The organism is Flavobacterium soyae (genome assembly GCF_045348165.1).
Lineage (GTDB): Bacteria > Bacteroidota > Bacteroidia > Flavobacteriales > Flavobacteriaceae > Flavobacterium > Flavobacterium soyae.
In genome coordinates this window covers 1,732,455-1,753,431 of sequence record NZ_CP150845.1, presented here as the reverse complement: position 1 = coordinate 1,753,431, position 20,977 = coordinate 1,732,455, and the positions used below count along the sequence as shown (strand labels likewise).

Sequence of the window (20,977 nt, the reverse complement as noted above, 5' to 3'; positions counted from 1 at the left end):
CGGTATTTCTGGCTGTTAAATTTTATTTATGAATCAAAAAAATGACTGTCGTTTTCAAAAGCAGTTCCAATAACTACTAAATCTGCACCGGCTTTATATGCCTTTTTAATTCCGTGCAAATCTACAATTCCTCCTCCAACAATTACAGGAATTTCTATGTTTTGAGCAATTAATGAGATCATTTCCAGCGGCACCGCTTTTTTTGCTCCGCTTCCTGCTTCTAAATAAATTAATTTGTTTCCGAGCATTTCGCCTGCCTGAGCTGTTGCTAAAGCCAAATCAAAATTTTCGCGGTTAAGCGGTTCTGTTTTACTAACGCGTGCAACTGCAGTTTCATTGCCGCTTTCGATTAAAATATATCCTGTTGAAATAACTTCAAGCTTTGTTTTTTTAAGAATTGGCGCTGCCTGAACCTGATATTCTATTAAATAATCCGGATTTCGGCCAGATAATAGAGAAAGAAACAAAATAGCATCGGCCTGCGGAGAAATCTGCGATGGATCACCCGGGAAAATTATAACCGGCAGATTTGTTTTTTGTTTTAACTGCGTAATTAAATCTTCTAAAATGGTACTTTGAACAATGCTTCCGCCTACAAAAATATGTGTTGCAGGAGATTGGTTTATTTTAAGTAATAAATAGTCTAAATTTTCCCAAACAATTTTGTCAGGATCCAGAAGAATAGCCAATAGTTTTTGCCCGTTTTTCTTAGCTCCTAAAATTTGTTGGTGAATCGTGAGTGTTTTTTGCTCCATAACGGCAGTAAAAGTAAAAAGTTTTTAACGTAGAAGAACTATTTTGAATGAATTATATTTGTAAAGTCTCTGTTAATATCCAAAGAAAACAAATATGATCGCAACCGGATTATTAGAAGAATATGGCGCCTTAAAAAAGTCTTTCGAAAAAAATGAAATCATTTTTGAAGAAGGAAACCTGCCAACGCATTATTATCAGATAATTTCGGGTGAAATTAAAATGAGCAATTACAATGATGACGGACGCGAATTTATTCAGGGTATCTTTTATAAAGATCAGTCTTTTGGCGAGCCTCCTTTATTTTTAAACCAAAAATATCCCGCTAATTCTATTGCGGTTGAAGGCAGCGAAATTTTGCTGCTCCCAAAATCAAGTTTCTTGAAACTGCTGGAAGAAAACCCTGCAGTAAGCATTAAAATAATCGAAAATCTTGCGCAGCGTTTGTATTATAAATCTATTATGGCTGCCGAAATTTCTACACACGAGCCTGAGCACAGAGTATTAAAACTAATCGATCACGGAATTGCATATTTTAATTTTAAAAAAGATAAAAATGGATATTTAATCAATTTTACCCGACAGCAAATTGGAGACTTAACAGGTTTACGTGTAGAAACCATTATTAGAGCTATTAAAGCTCTGGAGAAAAAGGGCGAATTGAAGATTATTAACCGAAAAGTATATAGATAAAATAGTTTCTGTTTTATGATTAAAATCATAAAACGCAGCAGTAAAGTGCGTGTACCTTTGTAGTGTAAAAATCTCAATATCATGACACTATATCAAACAACATTCGACATTTTTAATAGAAATTATATGGGTTCTGCTGCGATGGCAGTAATTGGCCAAAGCTGTTTAGGCGGTGCTGCTGCAATGTATGTTTTAGCAAACGGAACCTCAATTCCTCAAATGATTCAGCTTACAATTATTGTATTGGCTTGTATCTTTGTAAACACTTCAATTTTGGCACAAATGAAACATAAAGTAGTTTTTAACCTTTTAATTCTGAGTTCAATTTTAAGTGTTTTATTTATCCTATTAAACACTACTGTTCTGTGAAAAAACAAATAGAGAATAGAGCTGATGTTTCTTTCTTAGTACATCAGTTCTATGCAAAAATAAGGGCCGATAAGGAAATTGGATTTTATTTTAATAGGATTATAAAAGATTGGGACGCACATTTGGAAAAACTGACTGATTTTTGGGAAACTAATTTGTTTGCCGTAAAAAAATACAAAGGAAATCCGCATACTGTTCACAATGAAGTTGATACGCATTTTGATGGAAAAATTACGGCTAATGAATTCGGAATCTGGCTTAATCATTGGGCTCAGACATTAGACGAGCATTTTGAAGGCGAAAATGTGGAAACATTAAAAAGACGCGCCCGTAAAATGAGTACTTTTTTGTACGTGAGTATGTTTGAACATCGAAAAAAAGAAAGTGAAGTTTAATGTCATTGCGAAGAACGAAGCAATCTCATTTGCTAAATTAATTAACGTTCTTGTTAGTGCGATTGCTTCGTTCCTAGCAATGACCAAACTTTGTGATTATTTCTCAAAAGCATAAACCAAAGTAAAATTCCCTTCAAAATTATCTGATTTGATTTCTTCATAATGCACATTAAAATCTTTTATTAAATCATCAAAATGAAGGCTTGCCTGCACTTGAGATTCATTTAAAGAGAAGTCATCAACTTTGATATGATCTTTAAAACTGATTCCTTTTTCATTTCTAATTTTAAAGATCGCTTCTTTTGCACCCCAGATTACAGTGAGTTTTTTAACATATTCTCCTAAAACATTTGAGTTTAAATATTCGAATTCAGTATCAACAAATTTATCAGCAATGCGAAGGATTTTTTCGCGCTGCAATTCCATATCGATTCCTACGGTTTCATGGCTTATAATTATGGCCGCAAAATGATACGAATGTGTTATTGAAATATAATTATGACAATCAAAATAAGGTTTTCCAAATTCGTCATAATGCAAATCTTTATCTGTAAAGCCCATTTCCTGAATCAGCATGCGAACACTTAAAAAAGCACGTTGATGCATTTGTGATTTCATTCCGTCCAGTCTCTTTTGCGTTTTTTCTTTCAACACAACTTTGCTCAATAACTCCTCTAAGGATTCTGTTATTTCCCAAATTAAGATTTTAGTCGTTTCATTAAACTGTATGGTCTGAAATAAAGGCATTTCTTTTTAATTATAAATTATGAATGGTTAATTGTAAATTATATTCTTTCAAATTTAGCTCTTCGAGACAATGTGTATTTAAGATTGTTGTTAAATGAACTTATATCACTTATATGGTGAAAAATAATTCTCAAAGTAACTTTCTAAAGATTAAGAAATTAAAGATTTCACAAATCTTACAGAAAGTAGTAAAATTCAAAAGGTATTATGTAAATTTGCAAAAATTTTACAATTATACAAATATACTATAAATGAGTACTACAACTACGCCTTTTGTGGCTTACAAAGTAAAAGACATTTCTCTGGCTGCTTGGGGAAGAAAAGAAATTGAACTAGCTGAAGCTGAAATGCCAGGTTTAATGGCTCTTCGTGCTGAGTATAAAGACGAACAACCTCTTAAAGGTGCTCGTATTGCCGGATGTTTGCACATGACGATTCAAACTGCTGTTTTAATCGAAACTTTAATCGCTCTTGGTGCTGAAGTTACCTGGTCTTCTTGTAACATTTTCTCTACTCAGGATCAGGCTGCTGCTGCTATTGCTGCTGCCGGAATTCAGGTTTATGCCTGGAAAGGTCTTGATGAACAATCATTTGACTGGTGTATTGAGCAGACTTTATTCTTTGGCGAAGACAGAAAACCATTGAACATGATTCTTGATGACGGTGGAGATTTAACTAATATGGTTATTGATCGTTTCCCAGAATTAGTTCCTGGAATTAAAGGTCTTTCTGAAGAAACTACAACTGGTGTTCACAGACTTTACGAAAGAGTAAAAGCCGGAACGTTGCCAATGCCTGCAATCAACATTAACGACTCTGTTACTAAATCTAAATTTGATAACAAATACGGTTGTAAAGAATCTGCTGTAGATGCTGTACGTCGTGCAACTGACTTAATGTTAGCTGGAAAAAGAGTAATCGTTTGCGGATACGGTGACGTTGGAAAAGGAACTGCTGCTTCTTTTAGAGGTGCCGGATCTATTGTAACAGTTACTGAAATCGATCCAATTTGTGCTTTACAAGCTGCAATGGACGGTTATGAAGTTAAAAAATTAAATACTGTAATTGCTAATGCTGATATCATCATTACAACTACAGGAAATAAAGATATCGTTCTTGGAGAGCACTTCGAGCAAATGAAAGATAAAACTGTTGTTTGTAACATTGGTCACTTCGATAACGAAATTGATATGGCTTGGTTAAACAAAAACCACGGTGCATCAAAAATCGAAATCAAACCTCAGGTTGATAAATACAACATCGCTGGAAAAGATATCATCATTCTTGCTGAAGGTCGTTTAGTAAACCTTGGTTGTGCGACAGGTCACCCAAGTTTTGTAATGAGTAATTCATTTACAAACCAGACTTTGGCTCAAATCGAATTATGGAACAACAGCGCAGCTTACAAAAATGAAGTTTATATGTTACCAAAACATTTAGATGAAAAAGTTGCTGCTTTACACTTAGCTAAATTAGGCGTTGAACTTGAAGTTTTACGTGACGATCAGGCTGCTTATATTGGTGTTCCTGTTGAAGGTCCTTTCAAACCAGAATACTACAGATACTAAGAAATTTTAGATTTCTGATCTTAGATTTTAGATTATCTAAATACATATTCAAACCCGGCAGATTTTAAAAATCTGTCGGGTTTTGTTTTTTAATCTATGATCAGAAATCTACAATCTAAAATTTATATTTTAGTATACTGCGGTTTCAAAATATAAGTATATTTTTGAAAACCAAAACCAAATTATGAAAACACGCCTGATTGTATTAATAATCATAATATTACCCCTTTTTATATCTGCACAAAATTCTGATCCCTCAAAACCTGAATTGCAGCATACAATGTACCCATGGATGGAGCCAAAGCTTTCCAAAATGGAAAGTACAAAAAACCTTTCTAAAGGTAAAGTACAAAGAGCAAAAAACAGAATTGCGCGAGAAGAACAAAAACTAATAAAGCTTGGGCAAGAAGAATGGAAAATAGAATTGGATTTAAAAGCGCAGCTTGAAAATTTAAAGCAGCTTGAAAATTCTTCAGAAAAGAGCAATGACCCTGATCATCAAAAAAATATTGAAAAAGCAAAAATACGGATAGCCAAATCACAGGAAAAATTAAATAAGGCCAAAATTGAAGTAGAATTAAGCGCTAAAACACTGAATGATTATGAAGTAGCTTTAAAAGACGCTAGACTTACGAAATACGGTTCTTAAAAATATTTCAAACCCGACAGGTTTTAAAAGCTGTCGGGTTTTCTTTTTAATTTAAATTAATTAGACGATTTCTCGTGTTTCTTTTAAATATAAATATACATTTGATCTACCAAAAACAAATCCTAATCTAAATAATGAAAACACGTTTTATTCTATTACTATTATTACTACTTCCATTTTTTGTTTCTGCACAATTTAGCAATATGCAGTCGCAAGCAAGAAGTATGCATACACAAATGAATATGCAAAATCAAAAATGGGCAAGCGAACGGGCAGCAGCAAATCAACAATGGCAAATGAGAAATATGATGTCGCAGAAAGTTTCTAAAATTGAAGCCGCTGAACATAAACTAGCTAAGGAAGAAAAAAACAAACAAAAATTAGAAAAGAAGAAAGAAAAACTAGAAGCGGATTTAAAAACAAATCAAGATCAATTAGCTAATCTTAAAAATAATTCAGAAAACAATGCTGACCTTCAAAAAGAGATTGAAAAATCTGAAGAAAAAGTAAACAAATCTGAGGAAAAATTAAATAAAAGCAAAACAAAAATAGAATCTAGTTCAAAAAAGGTTGAGAGCTTAAAAAAAGAAGTAGAAAAATACAAAACCGAAAAAGAAGAATTACAGAAAAAACAAAAAGAAGAGAAAAAATTAAAAGAAGAAGAAAAAGCTAAAAAAGAAAAGGAAAAGCAGGAAAAGAAAGGGAAATAAATCAAACATGCTTTTTTAATATCCAAAATCAATTTAGGAGAATGGCAACTCAATACCATTTCAAAACCCAACAGTAAAAAACTATTGGGTTTTGTTTTTTAAACTATTTCAAGAAAGTAATAAATCTATTAGAATATTTCGTTTTCAAAAACGTTGTATTATATTTATTGTAAATATTTTATTATGAAAAATTATCTTTTACTCTATTTATTAGCCTTTTTGAATTGTTCTGTATTTGCACAAAATAATGACATCTGGGTTTCATTTCCCAACAAAGACACAACTCAGATCGGATTTAAAGATAAAAATGGCGTTATTAAAATTGAACCAAAATTCACAGGCTTTACAATCGCTCACAAATTTGAAAATATTATTGCCGTAACAGAAGAAGAAAATGGAAAATGGAAAAGCTATTATTTAACGAAATCAGGAAAAATAATTGGACGAGACAGTTTATACGTTTTTGACAATGGCCCTGATTGTGAAAACGAAGGCTTTATAAGATTTACAGATCGTAAGACTGATAAAATGGGAATGTTTAATGGAGAAGGAAAAATTGCAATTCCTGCAGAATACAGCAATTTAACTAAAGTCAAAAACGGAATGTTCATAGGATTAAAAGATGCCAAAAAAGAAATAGATGGAGAACATTTTTTCTGGAAAGGAGGAAAAGAATTCTTAATTGATACTAATAACAAAATCCTGGTTGAAAATTTCCCTTATAATGATGATCTCAATTTTTATTCATTAGAGAAATCAAAAGAACCAAATAAAGATGAAATAAGAGAAAATTTTCTTGGTATCGACGGACAATATTATTCCTTTATAAGTTATGATAAGGAATTTAAATCCTGGCTAAAAAACACTTTGCTTAAAGATATGTCTAAAACCAATTTAGAAAAACATTCTTTTGACAAAATTATCTATTGGAAAGAACCAATGGGCTGGGTAAGTGAATCTAAAACTAAATTTATCAATCAGAATTATACCTATTTAAAATTAAAACTGCAGGAACTCAAAAATCCAAAAACGGATTACTTTGTCTCTTCTGACGGATTAAATCAGTTTATTTTTGAATCAAGCGAATACGAAATATATTTCAACAATTGTAATGAATCTAAAGATTGGATATATCCAGTTAAAAACATTGTGATCAATCCAAAAAATAAACTTGAACACGGACAAGATCATTTTGAATTTTTAAGAACTGAAAACGGATATAAATTGATAAGTGTTTCTTCAAGAAAAGATAATCTTAAATAATTCTTTCTCGTTTCATACAAAGCTTAACTTTGTGTAAAACGTGAAATCATGAAGAATTTTTTATTTTTATTTATTGCCATTATCTTCGAAATCATTGCAACATCGGCATTAAAAAAGTCTGAACAGTTTACACAACTTTTACCAAGTATTATAACCGTTGTTGGTTATTTTGCTGCGTTTTATTTTTTAAGTTTTGCCATCAGAACAATTCCGGTTGGTTTTGCTTATGCAATTTGGTCTGGAGTTGGAATTGTTTTAATTACAATCATTGGTGCCATTTTCTTTAAGGAAATTCCAGATTTACCTGCGATAATTGGGTTGAGTTTAATTATAATTGGCGTGGTTGTCATTAATGTTTTTTCAAAAACTACGGCGCATTGACATATAATGCCACGAAGTCGCTAAGACACAAAGTTTTTAATCTCGTAATTCTTTTTAGAGTAACAATACTTCAAAAAAACTTCGCGCCTTTGTGCCTTTGCAGCAAAAAAACTCAGCAAGTTTCGGATTTTATACCTGCAAAAACCAATCGATCTTTGCCTTATAAAATTGAATGAAAATGAACACACAGGAAACCATCAATTATAATCGTATTGCAGATGCTATCGATTATATCAAAGCAAATTTTAAGGAGCAGCCCAATCTTGATGAGGTTGCAGAGAAAGTGCATCTAAGTCCGTTTCACTTTCAGAGGCTTTTCAGTGATTGGGCAGGAACAAGTCCGAAGAAATTTTTACAGTATACCAGTTTGGAACACGCCAAAAAACTACTCAAAGAAAATCAGGCAACTATTTCTGAAACGGCATACGAAACGGGGCTTTCAGGAACCAGCCGACTTCATGATTTATTTGTAAACATTGAAGGAATGACACCAGCCGAATATAAAAATGGAGGGAAAAATCTGGAAATAAATTATAGTTTTGCTGAAAGTCCGTTTGGGAATATTATTGTCGCTTCAACTCAAAAAGGCGTTTGTTTTATGGCTTTCGCCGAAGATGAAACTATCGGGTTTAATGATTTAAAACACAAATTTCCGAATGCTGCTTTTTCTCGAAAACTTGATTTAGCACAGCAAAATGCACTTTTCATTTTCCAAAATGACTGGAGTAAATTGTCTGAAATAAAACTGCATTTAAAAGGGACCGATTTTCAACTGAAGGTTTGGGAAACTTTATTAAAAATTCCGATGGGGCAGCTTTCTACTTATGGAACTATTGCGCAGAAAATTCAAAAACCAAATGCTTCCCGCGCCGTTGGGACTGCAATTGGAAATAATCCTGTCGCATTTTTAATTCCATGTCACCGTGTAATTCAATCTTCAGGAGTTTTCGGCGGTTATATGTGGGGAAATACGCGAAAAACGGCCATAATTGGCTGGGAAGGTGCGCAGGTAAATCCTCAATTATAAAATTATTATCAATTCTATTGATATAATATTTTCAACGCAAAGTATATCCGTAGAGACGCACCTCGGTCCGTCTAATTAATCTATGTCGACAATCTTTGCGTAGACGCACTGCTGTGCGTCTCTACGGATATGCTTTGTGTAAATTATTCTTCATGTAAAAATTAATCCTATTTAAATTATTTATGCAAAATATACAGTCAAAAATTGTTTCTCAAAATTGGGAAAGCATTACCGAATCTATACACGAAAATGGCTTTGCTATTCTTCCAAATATTCTAAACAACGAACAATGTGAAGATTTAAAATTCGATTATGATAATCCAAATTTATATCGAAAAACGGTTGTTATGGAACGTTATCGATTTGGTTTGGGCGAATACAAATATTTCAATTATCCCCTGCCCGATTTAATTCAAAATATTAGAACTTCGATTTATCCTAAATTGGCACCAATTGCAAATTCCTGGATGAAAGCTTTGAACATCAATACTATTTTCCCTGATAAACATTCAGCATTATTACAGCAATGTCACGATAATAATCAATTGAAAGCGACGGTTTTAATTTTAAAATATGGAGAAAGCGGATTCAATACTTTACATAAGGATTTATACGGCGATATTTATTTTCCTATTCAAATTGTGCTTTTCCTCTCTGAACCTGATGAAGATTTTACCGGAGGCGAATTTGTATTGACACAGCAAACGCCAAGAGCGCAGTCAAAAGCAATTGTTTTAAAACCTAAAAAGGGTGATATTCTGGTTTTTACAACAAATTTCAGACCTGTAAAAGGTACAAAAGGTTATTATCGGGTGAATATGAAACATGGGGTTAGTGAAGTTCATTCAGGCGAAAGATATACGCTGGGAATTATTTTTCACGACGCATTATCCTAAAATATATAGACATGCAATATCCGTAGAGACGCACAACAGTGCGTCTACGCAACGTGAATTAAAAAAGAAAGGCAATTTCTCATGTAGATTTAAACAGATTTTTTAATCATTATAATCCTTTAAATCTGTGGCAAAAAATCTAACGTTACGTAATTAATCTATGTCGACAACCTTTGCGTAGACGCACTGCTGTGCGTCTCTACAGAATAAAATGTGCTAAAATTATGATTGAACACAATAAAATTTCAGATTCAGATCTTCGGAATAAAATTAAAAATGCGGAGATTTGTTTCGGCGGCAACCGAAAACTAAAAATCTACGGAACTTTAAAATGTTCTTCGGGAAAAAGAATGAAACGAGAAAATAGGGTTTTCTTTTCAACTGAAAATGAAGCAAAACAAAATGGTTTCAGACCTTGCGGACATTGTATGAAACCTGAATATTTAAATTGGAAAAATGGACTTATTTAATCCTGAAATAAACAAAACAACGAACTTACTTCCCAAAGATGGAACTGTAAATTATTACGGAAAATTGTTTTCGAGAGAAGATTCTAATCGCTATTTAGATGTTTTATTGAACACAATTGAATGGAGAAATGATGAAGCCATAATCTTTGGAAAATTAATTTTGACTAAAAGAAAAGTAGCTTGGTACGGCGATCAGGAGTTTGAATATACCTATTCGAATACCACAAAAAAGGCACTTCCGTGGACAAAGGAATTATTGGAATTAAAGAAAATAATTGAGGCTGAAACTGGCGGGACTTTCAATTCCTGCCTATTAAATTTATATCATTCCGGCGATGAAGGAATGGCCTGGCACAGCGATGCCGAAAAAGATTTGAAAAAGAATGGTGCTATTGGTTCTGTAAGTTTTGGTGCCGAAAGGAAATTTGCTTTCAAACATAAAGAATCTAAAGAAACAGTTTCTTTGATTTTACAACATGGAAGTTTATTGGTTATGAAAGATGAAACACAGACGCATTGGCTGCATCGACTGCCGCCAACAAAAACAACTTCAAAGCCTAGAGTAAATTTAACTTTTAGAACTATTGTAAGGTAGATTTATTTCTTCTTTTTTGGGGCAACGTTTTGGTAAGAAAGCTTTAAAGCATCTTCAAACATTTCTGGTCTGACTTTAGAAAGTTCTACAATTGTCCAGCCTTGTTTTCCCCATTTGTTTGGAATTGGATAAAAAATCATTTCGCTTGAGGCGCAAAAAACAGATTGATCGATTTCGTTTAATTTTAAAACTGCCCGATTATTTTTTTCATCAAAAGTGGCGAATATCTTTTTGTTTACCCTAAAAGATGTTTTTTCAAAATGCGGTTCTTCAACTGCATTTTCAAAGGATAAAGCCGCTTTTCTAAAATCTTCAAAAGAAACCATAATTGTAAATTTTAAAGTTAGACCTTGATTTACCAACCTTGATTCAAACCATTTTTTAAAACTTCATCGTATTTTTCTTTATCAAAAGAATATAAGTTTGGGGCTTTGTGTGCCACATTATTTTTCTTTTCATCCAATTTTGTCAGAATTCCGATATTGGTTATTTTTCGCATAAAATTTCTTCTGTCAAGTTTTTTATCCAGAATTGTTTCATACAATTTTTGCAGTTCCGGCATTGAAAATTTTTCCGGAAGTAAATTGTAACCTATTGGCATTAAATTCAGTTCAATTCTAAGCGTATCCAGAGCTTTATTAAGAATTTCTTTGTGGTCTAAAATGAGTTCGGGAACCTCTTTATGATCGATCCATTCAATTATTTCATTAGAATTTATTCGGTTTGGGACAATTTTTAAAAAATCTACCAAAGCATAATAGCCAATTGTTACGAAACGACGTGTCAGCCATTTGCCTTTTTCGGGATCGATATTTAAATATTTTAAAACCTCTTTCCCAAAATGATCATCATTCCGTTTAATTTTTCCAAATGCTGCAAACTGTCTTAAAAAAATACCTTCGACTCCGGTTCTTTCATTTAAAACGGTGACTGCTGCTGTATCAATATCCTGATCTATCGGAATAAACCCGCCCGGCAAAGACCATTTTTCACTATGCGGAACTTTAATCAGCAAGACTTTTAATTGATTATCATGAAACCCAAAAATGACGCAGTCTATGGAAAGTCCCGGCTGATAATTTTCGTTATTTTCTATAATAAATTTCAGCATTTGAGTTTTTAATTAATACCTCTTTCCGTTTTTTATTTAAACTTGCAATTTACTTTATTTTTCAAAGACTGCAGCATTTTTATAGCAAGTAAGTCTTTTTTAAACAATTATGCATTGAAAAGTCAAAAGTGTAAAAATCACAATTTTAGTTAAAATTACGAAATGAATTGAAAAAATAAGTACATTGCGTCATAATAACACATTTGACTGACAAATTGTTGAAATTTAAATTTTAAGAAAGAAAAAGATTACAAGTTTTTAATTTTGAAATCCTTCAATAAAATAGAATTGAAATTTAATGAACGAGATTATGAGCATCAACCCGCTAAAAAATATCAACAAAAAAATTAGAACAAAAATCTGGTCTTCTTTCGGATTTGTATCTAAAACTTATCTTCTTGAAGCCTCATTAAAATATAGTGAAGAGCAGGAAAGAATTTTTAATCAGGTAATTGAAAGAGAAGTAAAAAATAAAAAAACAAAACGCGAAGCTCTTGATAAAGCATTGCTTGAATCCTATAAAGGAATTGGCGCTATGGATTTTATAAATACCGTTTTAAAATAATTCAAAACCTTTATAAAATCCATAACGCCAATTTTAATTGACATTCTATATTATTGTACTAATTCAAAATCTGATTTTAGTTTAATATCTGCTGATGAAGCTCCAATCAGTACTTCAAAATCTCCTGGCTCTGCCGTCCATTCCAGTTTATCATTGTAGAAAGAAAGTTTTTCTTTATCGATTGTAAATTCGATTGTTTTAGTTTCTCCCGCATTCAATTTCACTTTTTGGAAATCTCTTAATTCTAAAACTGGACGAACTACTGATCCGAATTTGTCTTTTAAATATAGCTGAACCACTTCTTCTCCGACAGCTTTTCCAACATTTGATAATTGAAATGAAACTTTAATTGTTTCGCTGCTTTTGATTTTTGTCGAAGATAATTTCAAACCAGAATAATCAAATTTTGTATAACTCAAACCGTATCCGAAAGGAAATTTAGGAGAGTTTTTTAAATCGATATAAGCTGAAACATAGTTTGTTGCATTTTCATTTTTAGCTGGTCTTCCTGTGCTAAAATGATTGTAATAAATTGGAATCTGCCCTACTTCTCTTGGGAAAGTCATTGGCAGTTTTCCTGACGGGTTGTAATCTCCAAATAAAACATTTGCGATTGCATTTCCAGCTTCAGTTCCTAACCACCAAGTATATATAATTGCAGGAACATTATCTGCTGTCCAATTGAAAACTAGTGGTCTTCCTGCATTTATTAAAACTACAACTGGTTTTCCTATTGCCTGAATTGCTTTTACTAAATCTTCCTGAACACCCGGTAAATGTAAATCGCTTCGGCTTTTTGCTTCACCGCTCATATCGCGTCTTTCACCAATACTCAAGATTACTACATCTGCCTGCTTAGCGGTTTCAACTGCTTCGGCAAAACCATCTTTATTATCTCCATCAACTTCACAGCCTTTTGCGTAAAGTAATTTTGTGTTTTTACCTACTTTATTTTGTAAACCATCCCATTGCGAAACTACCCATTTATCGTAATTTACATCTGGAAGTTCAACAGACCAGAATCCCATATTGGCTTTGTATTCTTTTACCATTGGGCCAATGAATGCAATTGTTTTTACACTTTTAGAAATTGGTAAAGTCTGGTTTTCATTTTTCAATAAAACGATACTTTTTTCAGCAACTTCAAGTGCCGCTTTTCTGTTTGCCGGATTTGCTAAAACTTTCTCTGCTCTTTTATCATCAGAATATCTGTAAGGATTATCAAATAAACCTAATTCGAATTTTTTGCGAAGAATACGTTTTACTGCATCGTCAACCAAATCGATAGAAACCCTGCCTTCTTTTACTAACTGTGCTAAATTATATCGGTATGCATTACTTTCCATATCCATGTCACTTCCGGCAGTAATTGCAGAATATGCAGCTTCTTTAAGATCTTTTGAATAACCGTGAGCGACCATTTCTCCAATTGATCCCCAGTCAGAAACTACGAATCCCTGAAAGTTCCATTTTCCTTTTAAGATATCTCTTTGTAAATGTGCATTTCCAGTTGCAGGAATTCCGTTTAAGTCATTAAATGAATTCATAAATGTTGCTGCTCCGGCATCTAAAGCGGCTTTAAAAGGGGGTAAATAGGTTTCAAGAAGCATTCTTTCGCTCATATCAACTGAGTTATAATCCCTGCCTCCAACTCCGGCTCCATAAGCAGCGAAGTGTTTTACACAGGCCATAACAGAGTTTAAATCTCCTAATTTATTTCCCTGAAAACCTTTTACTCTTGCATAAGCAATTTTAGATCCCAAGTAAGTATCTTCTCCAGCACCTTCCATTACACGTCCCCAGCGCGGGTCACGGCTAATGTCTACCATTGGTGCAAATGTCCAGTGAACTCCGCTTGCAGCAGCTTCTTCTGCAGCTACTCTGGCTGCTAATTCAATGGCTTGTAAATCCCAGCTTGCTGCTTCGGCTAACGGAAGCGGGAATGTTGTTTTGTATCCGTGAATAACGTCCTGACCAAACAACAACGGAATTTTAAGTCTTGACTGCATGGCCAATTCCTGATATTGTCTGGTATATTTTGTTCCGATGATGTTTAGCATCGAACCTATTAAACCTTGTTTGATTTCGGCTTGTTTGTTAGGGTTTATTGTAATTGGCCCCGTTGCCTGATTGTCTCCCGTGTATTGATTAAGCTGACCAATTTTTTCTTCAATTGTCATTTTCTTCAACAGATCATTTACTTTTTGATCTATTGTTTGCTGCTGGGCCGCCGCAAAAAACGAGACCATCAACAAGGCAAATGTGGTTATTTTTTTCATGAATTTAATTTTGGTTACCAAACGTAAGTTGCAACTGCACCAGCGTTTAAAGTAGTTGAAATTTGTTTTTGATTGTATTTGATATTGAATGTTTCTGCCGAAGTCCCGTCGTTTTCTACAATTAAAACGGTTTGTCCAGATGGCGTTTTGAAAGCTGCGTTGTATAAGTTTCCAGCAATATTACTTCCAATTCTTACTGAACCTTCGGGAACAAATTTAGAAGCATGTCCAATAATATAATAACCAACTTCACGCTTAATATTTTGATTTTGATCGATCATTAAAGCACCTTTACAAGTTGAACATCCGCCTGGTGTAAATGGTTTGTAATATTCATCGTTTGCCAATCCCCATGAAAGTGCATTTTTACTCCAGTTACGCATTGAACCAATGACAACATTTTTTACACTCCATTTTAAATCATTTTCAAAACTGCTTCCTGATCCTGTGTATTGTTCTGTAAAGTATAAATCTTTGTTTGGAAATGCATCGTGAACTGTTGACAATGCGCTGATATCTCCTTCGTATAAGTGAAATGCTGAACCTGCAACAAAAGGGTTAGCTTTTACATCTTTTAAAATAGTTAAAGGATATTCTGGTTTATTACAGTTGTGATCATAAACTATAATTTTGGTTTTGATTTTGGCTTTCGCGAAAGCGGGACCTAAATGATTCCCAATAAAATCTGCCTGTTGTTCTGCCAGCATTAATAAACTTGGATTATTTCCAGGATGCAGCGGCTCATTTTGCGGTGTAATGGCATCAATAACAATTCCGTGAGATTTCATTGCCTGAATGTATTTTACAAAATACTGAGCATAAACCTCATAATATTTGGGCTGCAGGCTTCCTCCTTTTGAGCTTCCGTTGTCTTTCATCCAAACTGGCGGAGACCACGGTGAACCCATAATTTTTATTTGCGGGTTTATTGCTAAAATCTCTTTTAACAAAGGCACTACATCATTTAAATCCGGACCAAGATTAAAGTGTTCCAGTTTTAAATCTGTTTGTCCTTCGGGCATATCATCATACGAAAAAACTTTTTCATTCAAATCTGAAGCTCCAATACTAATACGCAGGTAACTTAAACCAATGGCATCATTTTTTCTGGAAAATAATTCCTGAAGCAAGGCTTCTCTTTTTGCTTTATCCAGTTTTAAAATTGTTTGAGCGCTTCCTCCGGTTAACGAAAATCCGAAACCTTCGATGGTTTGAAATTTTTCAGAAGGATTTACTTCAATGGTTTGGTTTGAATTAGTTTCTGTACCAAAAACTAAATCATCCTGTTTTTTAAGTTTTGAAGATTCATCTGCAGTAGTAATCCATGATTCTGCTTTTCCAGGATTGGCAGCTGCATTTTTTGAAGATCCGCATTTTATCTGCATCGCAATAAGCGGCAGTAAAAGTAAGATTTGAAGTTTTTTGCTGCTATTTTTCATTTTTAATCTATTTCTATTAGAACAGGTAAATGATCTGACGGATATTTTAAATCTTTAGAATCACTTAAAACTGCATGTTTTTGAATTTTTAATCCGCTATTTTTTGAAATAAAAATATAGTCTATCAATAATGTAACTGGCTCATTATGTTTGAAATCATTAAACGTTCCTGACGGTCCAAAAGGTTTTTCAATTGAAACATCTCTAGTATCATCCATTACTTTTTTTATTTCTGCAATTTGCGGCGTGTTTGGTTCTGAATTGAAATCTCCCATTAAAAACGCCGGGTATTTCTTTGTGTTTACTTCGCTTATTTTTTTTAAAACAAGCTGTACTCCTTTTACTCTTGCTTCTTCGCCCATATGGTCAAGGTGCAGGTTAAAAACCCAGAACGTTTTTTTTGTTTTTAAATCTGTAAAAAGTGCATACGTACAAACTCTGTTGCAAGCTGCATCCCAGCCTCTTGAAACTACGTTTGGGGTTTCTGAAAGCCAAAATGTATTGGAATTCTGCACTTTAAAACGGTCTTTTTTGTAATAAATAGTACAGGCTTCTCCCGTTCCGTTTTCTTCTCTTCCTATTCCAAATCTGTTATAATTTGGAAAAGCCGATGCGATATCTATCACCTGATTTGGGGTTGCTTCCTGAACCCCAAAAATTTCCGGACCATAAAATTGTATTTGAGATGTAAAATAATCTTTTCGTTTTGGCCACGCATTTTCTCCGTCTGATGCTACATCTAAACGAATATTGTAGGTCATAATTTTTAAATTTTGACCATAAAATGAAACACTCACAAAAAGTAAGAATACTACTAAGATAATTTTATTTGTCTTTTTCATAATTTTAAAAGTTTTAATTCGTAAAACTAGCGTTTCTCTAGCCTTAAAGGAAAAAACTTAGTTAAAACTTATGTTAATTATACACTCTCACGTAGTCAACTTCGAAAGTTGCATTAGTGAAATTTGGATCAACTGTTCCTCCAAAATTTCCTCCCATTGCTAAATTTAAAATCAGGAAAAAGTTTTGGTTAAATGGAGTTGAACCTGAATTAGCATAGGTGTAAAACAACTTATCATCTACATAGAACTTAATGCTTTCTGCAGACCAATCTGCTGCATAAACATGAAATTCTGTTGTTGAATTTGCTACTGTTATTGTAGCTGTATCAGGTGTATTTCCTGAGCGTCCAGGCGAATGTAATGAAGAGTGGTTCACGTTTGGATTATTTCCAACTGATTCTAAAATATCTACTTCACCGCATAATGGCCATCCTGCCGTATCAATATTGTCACCCAGCATCCAGAATGCCGGCCAGGTTCCGCCGCCAACAGGTAATTTTGCCCGAACTTCGGCCCTGCCATATTTAAACGAAAATTTTCCTTTTGTAAGCATTCTTGTCGATGTATAATGGCTTCCCATATACTCTTCTTTAATTGCTTTAATTTTTAGGGTACCATTTGAAATAATTACATTTTCAGGGCGGCTTGTGTAATATTCTAATTCATTATTTCCCCAGCCGTCTCCAGTTCCTGTGTTATAACCCCATTTTGATGTATTTGGAGCACCGTCAACATCAAATTCATCTGACCAAAGTAATTTTCTGGCAACGTATATATTTACTGAAGAAGTTGAGCTGATAAACTGTCCTGAAGCATTATAAGCTGAAACAATTATAGAATATGTTTTTGTTCCTGCAGTCGTAAATGTATATGTAAGATCCCCGCTTGTAATTTCTTTAAGCTGATTGTCTATTAAAACTTTATACGAAATTGCATTCGCAGCATTAATCTTTAAGTTCACTTTACCGCTTCCGTCCCCGTCAGGATTTGCTGCGGTTTTACCCACAACTTCAACCTGAACAGTAAGGTTTGAAGGGGCAGGATTATCCAAACCTCCATCTGAACTATCGTTACTACTGCTGCAAGACTGAAATATCAGCAGTAAAATAAATGTTAGAATACCTGCTTTGTCCATTATATTTTTATTTTTTTTCATTTGAAAATCAATTTTACGTTGTCTTTAATTTATTTCCAGGTGTAAGTTCCAACAGATCCGGCCTCAAGAGAAGTTGTGATCCATTTATCATTGAATTTGATATTGAAAATCTCACTTCCTGACGAGTCATTTACAACTACTAAAACTTTTGATCCAGATGGCGTTATAAAGGCGACGTTTTGTAAACTTCCGCTTGAAGTACTTGCAATTCTAATAGATCCTGCAGGAACAAATTTTGATGCATGTGCAATAATATAATAGGCAACATTACGCTGAAAATTTTCTGTTGAAGTTACTGTCAATGCTCCTTTACACATCGAACAGCCGCCATTTGTATGAGGCTGAAAAGATCCGTCGTTAGCTAAATTCCATTCTAATGCGTTTTTGCTGTAATTTCTCATCGAACCAACAATTACATTTCGAACGTGCCATTTTAAATCTCCTGCAAAATCACCCGCCGAAGAAGTCCATTGTTCTGTAAAATACACATTTTTAGTTGGATAAGAATTGTAAACATTTGTAAGTGCGCTGATATCTCCGGCATATAAATGGAATGCTGATCCGTCTACGAATGGAAATGCATCGGCATCAGCCAAAATAGCTTTTGGATAATTTGGGTTATCGCAATTGTGATCGTAAGCAATAATTTTTACACTAAGGTTTGCTGCTTTAAAAGCCGGCCCTAAATTGTTTTTAATAAAGTTAGCCTGCTCTGCTGCAGACATATACATACTTGGGTTATTTCCGTCATGCAAAGGCTCATTTTGCGGTGTTATTGCATCAATTGTAATTCCTTCGGCTTTCATCTGCTGAATGTACTTTACAAAATATTTAGCATAAACATCATAATATTGAGTCTGCAGTTTTCCTCCAATAAAACTGTCTTTGTCTTTCATCCAAAGCGGTGCTGACCAAGGTGTTGCTAAAATTAAAATTTTTGGGTTAATCGCCAGAATTTCTTTTAAAAGTGCAATTACCCCAGCTTTGTCTTTGTTTAAACTAAATTTTGCTAAAGTCAAATCAATTTCACCTGCTGCAAGATCATCATAAGTAAATGGCGCGGCGTTTAAGTCAGATGCACCAATACTGATTCTAAGATAACTAACTCCAATTGAATTAGCTCCGGAACCAAATAATTCTTGTAAAAGTGCACTTTTCTTAGCTGCAGTTAATTGATTGATTACATCTGCACTTCCGCCGGTTAATGTATACCCGAAACCATCAACAGTCTGATATTTTTGAGAAGCATTAACTTCAATATTTGTATAAGTATTGACAACTGTTCCAAATCCCAGTGTTCCGGTTTGTTTTGCTAATAATACGCTTTGGTCTCCTTTTGTTAACCAGAAATCAACATCGTTTGTTACCACAACCGGAGGGTTTACTACAGGCGGGTTTACCACAGGATCGACAGCATCGTTTGATGATGAGCATTTTATCTGAGAAAATACTGCTATTGAGAAGAACAGTATTTTTATAGTGTTTTTAAAATTTAGTTTCATTTTTAATAGTTTTTAGTTTCCCAATTTAGTATACAATAGTTTGTATTGCGTGTGCCGGGATAGTTATAGTATTTTGTGAATTGTGGTTTATTAAGGTGTAAACAATCTCATTATCTGATTGGTTCATGACAATGGTTATTATTTTGTCATTAGAATTTTTAAAAGATGTGCTTATTAATTTTTTGTCGCTGATTGTCTCCATTATTCTTTTAGCTTTTGGCTGAATAAATTTCGAGAAATGTCCAATGTAATAGTACATCGGTGTGTAGATTAATTCATCTTTTGTGGTGTCGGCGTGAATTGGTGAAAAACAAAAATTTCCAACATGATTTGGGCCTCCGTTTTGATCCAGAAGAATATTCCAGTCTGTCCAGCCAACGGTTCCGTTATTGAAATCGTTGATCATGTTAAGTCCGTATCGTTCTGCATTTCCCCAAAACTGAAATCTCGAAGCATCAAATTTTTCGATACATCCTTCTGTAAAAAGTAAATTTTTATTTGGAAAAGCCTGGTGTACTTCACCTACTGATTCGAATTTTGGTGTTCCGCCGTTCCATGTTTCATACCAGTGGAATCCAATTCCCCATGCATATTTTGAAACTGCAGGATCTGAAAAAACAAGATTGGCTCTTTTGGTTAACATATCTCCGCGATTGTGATCCCAGATTATAACATTTTTAGAGCTAAGTCCTTCTTTTTCTAGAGTTGGCTCAAGAAAGTTTTTAAGAAAATCTCTTTCTGCTTCTGGGGTATAAATACAAGATTCCCAACGTTGTTTTGCCATTGGCTCATTTTGAATGGTTAATCCCCAAACAGGGATTCCTTCTTTTTCATAAGCTCTTATAAATTTAACATAATAATCTGCCCATGATTGTGCAAACTCTGGCAACAAAACGCCGCCGTGTAAAATATCATTATTGTCTTTCATGAAAGCTGGGGGACTCCACGGACTAACAAATAAGGTTAATTTCCCGCCGGCAGTTTCAATTGCGTTTTTTATTAATGGAATTCGATATTTTCGATCGTGATCAATGTTGAAGGTTTTTAAATCTTTATCACCTTCTGCAACATAGGTATAACTGTCACTGCTAAAATCGCAGCTATGGATATTCGTTCTGGCTAAAGTATATCCTATTCCTTTATTTTTATCGTAATAAGCGGTTAGGAATTCTTGTTGCTTTTTTGGTGATAGTTTTGCAAATACTTCAGCGCTTGCGTCTGTAATGGCACCGCCAATTCCTAAGAAAACCTGATCTGTTTTATCGGCATCTAAAGTAATAGAAACCGTTGATTTTGTTTGTTGTGCAGCAGAATTTGAAATTAAATTATCTGATAATGATAATCTCAAATTGGTATTTTCGGCTGTAGTATAAACCGTGATTTTTTTATTTGTTTTGGATGCAGAAACAGCAGAGCCATTTGCAGTTTTTGATGTTGAACAACTTACTTGCAAGATTATTATTAAAACTAATAAGATTCTATTGATGGTTTTCATTGTTGCTTCAAAAAACATTTTATTTCAAATTAAAAATTGAGGGCTGAGTTAGATGATTCAAATCAGCCCTCT

At 33.7% G+C, this 20,977-nt stretch carries 23 protein-coding genes; 13 read left to right on the top strand and 10 right to left on the bottom strand.

The window, feature by feature from the left end; all coding sequences use genetic code 11:
* Positions 1–26 precede the first annotated feature (26 nt).
* On the bottom strand, positions 27–755 hold the full coding sequence (locus AABD74_RS07705) for a geranylgeranylglyceryl/heptaprenylglyceryl phosphate synthase (RefSeq protein ID WP_232676115.1): 729 nt from the start codon (positions 753–755) through the stop codon (positions 27–29).
* 94 nt (positions 756–849) lie between these two features.
* On the opposite strand from AABD74_RS07705, the gene AABD74_RS07700 reads away from it, so the two are divergent.
* From AABD74_RS07700 to AABD74_RS07690, 3 genes are all read left to right on the top strand, one after another.
* On the top strand, positions 850–1,446 hold the full coding sequence (locus tag AABD74_RS07700) for a Crp/Fnr family transcriptional regulator (protein WP_406845150.1): 597 nt from the start codon (positions 850–852) through the stop codon (positions 1,444–1,446).
* Between the two features lie 81 nt (positions 1,447–1,527).
* Positions 1,528–1,815: a hypothetical protein gene (locus tag AABD74_RS07695; protein WP_232676119.1), complete on the top strand. Its 288-nt coding sequence runs from the start codon at positions 1,528–1,530 to the stop codon at positions 1,813–1,815.
* A complete protein-coding gene (locus AABD74_RS07690; protein WP_406845149.1) occupies positions 1,812–2,210 on the top strand; it encodes a group III truncated hemoglobin in 399 nt (132 codons plus the stop codon). The genes AABD74_RS07695 and AABD74_RS07690 overlap by 4 nt, the downstream gene beginning before the upstream one ends.
* Positions 2,211–2,306: 96 nt before the next feature.
* Here the strand turns inward: AABD74_RS07690 and AABD74_RS07685 are convergent, their stop codons facing one another.
* The gene (locus tag AABD74_RS07685) at positions 2,307–2,957 is read right to left on the bottom strand and encodes a 4'-phosphopantetheinyl transferase family protein (RefSeq protein WP_406845148.1); all 651 of its coding nucleotides are present in this window, start codon (positions 2,955–2,957) and stop codon (positions 2,307–2,309) included.
* A gap of 251 nt (positions 2,958–3,208) precedes the next feature.
* Here AABD74_RS07685 and ahcY point away from each other — a divergent pair, with 251 nt between their 5' ends.
* From ahcY to AABD74_RS07640, 9 genes are all read left to right on the top strand, one after another.
* Complete coding sequence (gene ahcY, locus AABD74_RS07680; RefSeq protein ID WP_406845147.1) at positions 3,209–4,525, top strand: adenosylhomocysteinase; 1,317 nt, start codon at positions 3,209–3,211, stop codon at positions 4,523–4,525.
* 184 nt (positions 4,526–4,709) lie between these two features.
* The gene (locus AABD74_RS07675; RefSeq protein ID WP_232676134.1) at positions 4,710–5,174 is read left to right on the top strand and encodes a hypothetical protein; all 465 of its coding nucleotides are present in this window, start codon (positions 4,710–4,712) and stop codon (positions 5,172–5,174) included.
* A 134-nt stretch (positions 5,175–5,308) separates the two neighbouring features.
* Positions 5,309–5,884 (top strand): hypothetical protein, encoded by a 576-nt coding sequence (locus tag AABD74_RS07670; protein ID WP_406845146.1) that lies wholly within the window; start codon positions 5,309–5,311, stop codon positions 5,882–5,884.
* Between the two features lie 183 nt (positions 5,885–6,067).
* Entirely contained in the window at positions 6,068–7,147 is a 1,080-nt protein-coding gene (locus AABD74_RS07665) for a hypothetical protein (RefSeq protein ID WP_232676138.1), read from the top strand.
* A 48-nt stretch (positions 7,148–7,195) separates the two neighbouring features.
* Positions 7,196–7,528: a multidrug efflux SMR transporter gene (locus AABD74_RS07660; RefSeq protein WP_180856338.1), complete on the top strand. Its 333-nt coding sequence runs from the start codon at positions 7,196–7,198 to the stop codon at positions 7,526–7,528.
* A gap of 178 nt (positions 7,529–7,706) precedes the next feature.
* Entirely contained in the window at positions 7,707–8,555 is an 849-nt protein-coding gene (locus AABD74_RS07655; protein ID WP_406845145.1) for a bifunctional helix-turn-helix domain-containing protein/methylated-DNA--[protein]-cysteine S-methyltransferase, read from the top strand.
* A 182-nt stretch (positions 8,556–8,737) separates the two neighbouring features.
* Positions 8,738–9,451 (top strand): 2OG-Fe(II) oxygenase, encoded by a 714-nt coding sequence (locus AABD74_RS07650; protein ID WP_406845144.1) that lies wholly within the window; start codon positions 8,738–8,740, stop codon positions 9,449–9,451.
* 224 nt (positions 9,452–9,675) lie between these two features.
* Positions 9,676–9,921, top strand: coding sequence for an Ada metal-binding domain-containing protein (locus AABD74_RS07645; protein ID WP_232676144.1), 246 nt, complete (start codon positions 9,676–9,678; stop codon positions 9,919–9,921).
* Positions 9,908–10,516 (top strand): alpha-ketoglutarate-dependent dioxygenase AlkB family protein, encoded by a 609-nt coding sequence (locus AABD74_RS07640; protein WP_406845143.1) that lies wholly within the window; start codon positions 9,908–9,910, stop codon positions 10,514–10,516. The genes AABD74_RS07645 and AABD74_RS07640 overlap by 14 nt, the downstream gene beginning before the upstream one ends.
* A 2-nt stretch (positions 10,517–10,518) precedes the next feature.
* On the opposite strand, the gene AABD74_RS07635 is transcribed toward AABD74_RS07640, so the two are convergent.
* Entirely contained in the window at positions 10,519–10,842 is a 324-nt protein-coding gene (locus AABD74_RS07635; protein ID WP_406845142.1) for an MmcQ/YjbR family DNA-binding protein, read from the bottom strand.
* 29 nt (positions 10,843–10,871) lie between these two features.
* Positions 10,872–11,627 (bottom strand): NrtR DNA-binding winged helix domain-containing protein, encoded by a 756-nt coding sequence (locus AABD74_RS07630; RefSeq protein WP_232676150.1) that lies wholly within the window; start codon positions 11,625–11,627, stop codon positions 10,872–10,874.
* Between the two features lie 298 nt (positions 11,628–11,925).
* Here AABD74_RS07630 and AABD74_RS07625 point away from each other — a divergent pair, with 298 nt between their 5' ends.
* Positions 11,926–12,192: a hypothetical protein gene (locus AABD74_RS07625; protein WP_232676152.1), complete on the top strand. Its 267-nt coding sequence runs from the start codon at positions 11,926–11,928 to the stop codon at positions 12,190–12,192.
* Positions 12,193–12,242: 50 nt separating this feature from the next.
* Here AABD74_RS07625 and AABD74_RS07620 read toward each other — a convergent pair whose 3' ends face one another.
* The 6 genes from AABD74_RS07620 to AABD74_RS07595 form a co-directional block, all read right to left on the bottom strand.
* On the bottom strand, positions 12,243–14,471 hold the full coding sequence (locus AABD74_RS07620; protein ID WP_406845141.1) for a glycoside hydrolase family 3 N-terminal domain-containing protein: 2,229 nt from the start codon (positions 14,469–14,471) through the stop codon (positions 12,243–12,245).
* A 14-nt stretch (positions 14,472–14,485) separates the two neighbouring features.
* Positions 14,486–15,910, bottom strand: coding sequence for a glycoside hydrolase family 30 protein (locus AABD74_RS07615; protein ID WP_406845140.1), 1,425 nt, complete (start codon positions 15,908–15,910; stop codon positions 14,486–14,488).
* Between the two features lie 2 nt (positions 15,911–15,912).
* Complete coding sequence (locus AABD74_RS07610; protein ID WP_406845139.1) at positions 15,913–16,752, bottom strand: endonuclease/exonuclease/phosphatase family protein; 840 nt, start codon at positions 16,750–16,752, stop codon at positions 15,913–15,915.
* Between the two features lie 73 nt (positions 16,753–16,825).
* Entirely contained in the window at positions 16,826–17,908 is a 1,083-nt protein-coding gene (locus AABD74_RS07605; RefSeq protein WP_406845138.1) for a glycoside hydrolase family 16 protein, read from the bottom strand.
* Positions 17,909–17,937: 29 nt separating this feature from the next.
* Complete coding sequence (locus AABD74_RS07600) at positions 17,938–19,410, bottom strand: glycoside hydrolase family 30 protein (RefSeq protein WP_406845137.1); 1,473 nt, start codon at positions 19,408–19,410, stop codon at positions 17,938–17,940.
* 25 nt (positions 19,411–19,435) lie between these two features.
* Positions 19,436–20,905 (bottom strand): glycoside hydrolase family 30 protein, encoded by a 1,470-nt coding sequence (locus tag AABD74_RS07595; protein ID WP_406845631.1) that lies wholly within the window; start codon positions 20,903–20,905, stop codon positions 19,436–19,438.
* Between the last annotated feature and the right edge of the window lie 72 nt (positions 20,906–20,977).

What these genes read in the sequence shown, in the direction of transcription:
- AABD74_RS07645 (WP_232676144.1), top strand. Translation starts at nt 9,676, where the DNA reads ATGATTGAACACAATAAAATTTCAGATTCAGATCTTCGGAATAAAATT.
- AABD74_RS07595 (WP_406845631.1), bottom strand. Translation starts at nt 20,905, where the DNA reads ATGAAAACCATCAATAGAATCTTATTAGTTTTAATAATAATCTTGCAA.
- AABD74_RS07640 (WP_406845143.1), top strand. Translation starts at nt 9,908, where the DNA reads ATGGACTTATTTAATCCTGAAATAAACAAAACAACGAACTTACTTCCC.
- AABD74_RS07670 (WP_406845146.1), top strand. Translation starts at nt 5,309, where the DNA reads ATGAAAACACGTTTTATTCTATTACTATTATTACTACTTCCATTTTTT.
- AABD74_RS07600 (WP_406845137.1), bottom strand. Translation starts at nt 19,410, where the DNA reads ATGAAACTAAATTTTAAAAACACTATAAAAATACTGTTCTTCTCAATA.
- AABD74_RS07620 (WP_406845141.1), bottom strand. Translation starts at nt 14,471, where the DNA reads ATGAAAAAAATAACCACATTTGCCTTGTTGATGGTCTCGTTTTTTGCG.
- AABD74_RS07700 (WP_406845150.1), top strand. Translation starts at nt 850, where the DNA reads ATGATCGCAACCGGATTATTAGAAGAATATGGCGCCTTAAAAAAGTCT.
- AABD74_RS07650 (WP_406845144.1), top strand. Translation starts at nt 8,738, where the DNA reads ATGCAAAATATACAGTCAAAAATTGTTTCTCAAAATTGGGAAAGCATT.
- AABD74_RS07605 (WP_406845138.1), bottom strand. Translation starts at nt 17,908, where the DNA reads ATGAAAAAAAATAAAAATATAATGGACAAAGCAGGTATTCTAACATTT.
- ahcY (WP_406845147.1), top strand. Translation starts at nt 3,209, where the DNA reads ATGAGTACTACAACTACGCCTTTTGTGGCTTACAAAGTAAAAGACATT.
- AABD74_RS07685 (WP_406845148.1), bottom strand. Translation starts at nt 2,957, where the DNA reads ATGCCTTTATTTCAGACCATACAGTTTAATGAAACGACTAAAATCTTA.
- AABD74_RS07655 (WP_406845145.1), top strand. Translation starts at nt 7,707, where the DNA reads ATGAACACACAGGAAACCATCAATTATAATCGTATTGCAGATGCTATC.
- AABD74_RS07705 (WP_232676115.1), bottom strand. Translation starts at nt 755, where the DNA reads ATGGAGCAAAAAACACTCACGATTCACCAACAAATTTTAGGAGCTAAG.
- AABD74_RS07660 (WP_180856338.1), top strand. Translation starts at nt 7,196, where the DNA reads ATGAAGAATTTTTTATTTTTATTTATTGCCATTATCTTCGAAATCATT.
- AABD74_RS07635 (WP_406845142.1), bottom strand. Translation starts at nt 10,842, where the DNA reads ATGGTTTCTTTTGAAGATTTTAGAAAAGCGGCTTTATCCTTTGAAAAT.
- AABD74_RS07695 (WP_232676119.1), top strand. Translation starts at nt 1,528, where the DNA reads ATGACACTATATCAAACAACATTCGACATTTTTAATAGAAATTATATG.
- AABD74_RS07615 (WP_406845140.1), bottom strand. Translation starts at nt 15,910, where the DNA reads ATGAAAAATAGCAGCAAAAAACTTCAAATCTTACTTTTACTGCCGCTT.
- AABD74_RS07625 (WP_232676152.1), top strand. Translation starts at nt 11,926, where the DNA reads ATGAACGAGATTATGAGCATCAACCCGCTAAAAAATATCAACAAAAAA.
- AABD74_RS07675 (WP_232676134.1), top strand. Translation starts at nt 4,710, where the DNA reads ATGAAAACACGCCTGATTGTATTAATAATCATAATATTACCCCTTTTT.
- AABD74_RS07665 (WP_232676138.1), top strand. Translation starts at nt 6,068, where the DNA reads ATGAAAAATTATCTTTTACTCTATTTATTAGCCTTTTTGAATTGTTCT.
- AABD74_RS07630 (WP_232676150.1), bottom strand. Translation starts at nt 11,627, where the DNA reads ATGCTGAAATTTATTATAGAAAATAACGAAAATTATCAGCCGGGACTT.
- AABD74_RS07610 (WP_406845139.1), bottom strand. Translation starts at nt 16,752, where the DNA reads ATGAAAAAGACAAATAAAATTATCTTAGTAGTATTCTTACTTTTTGTG.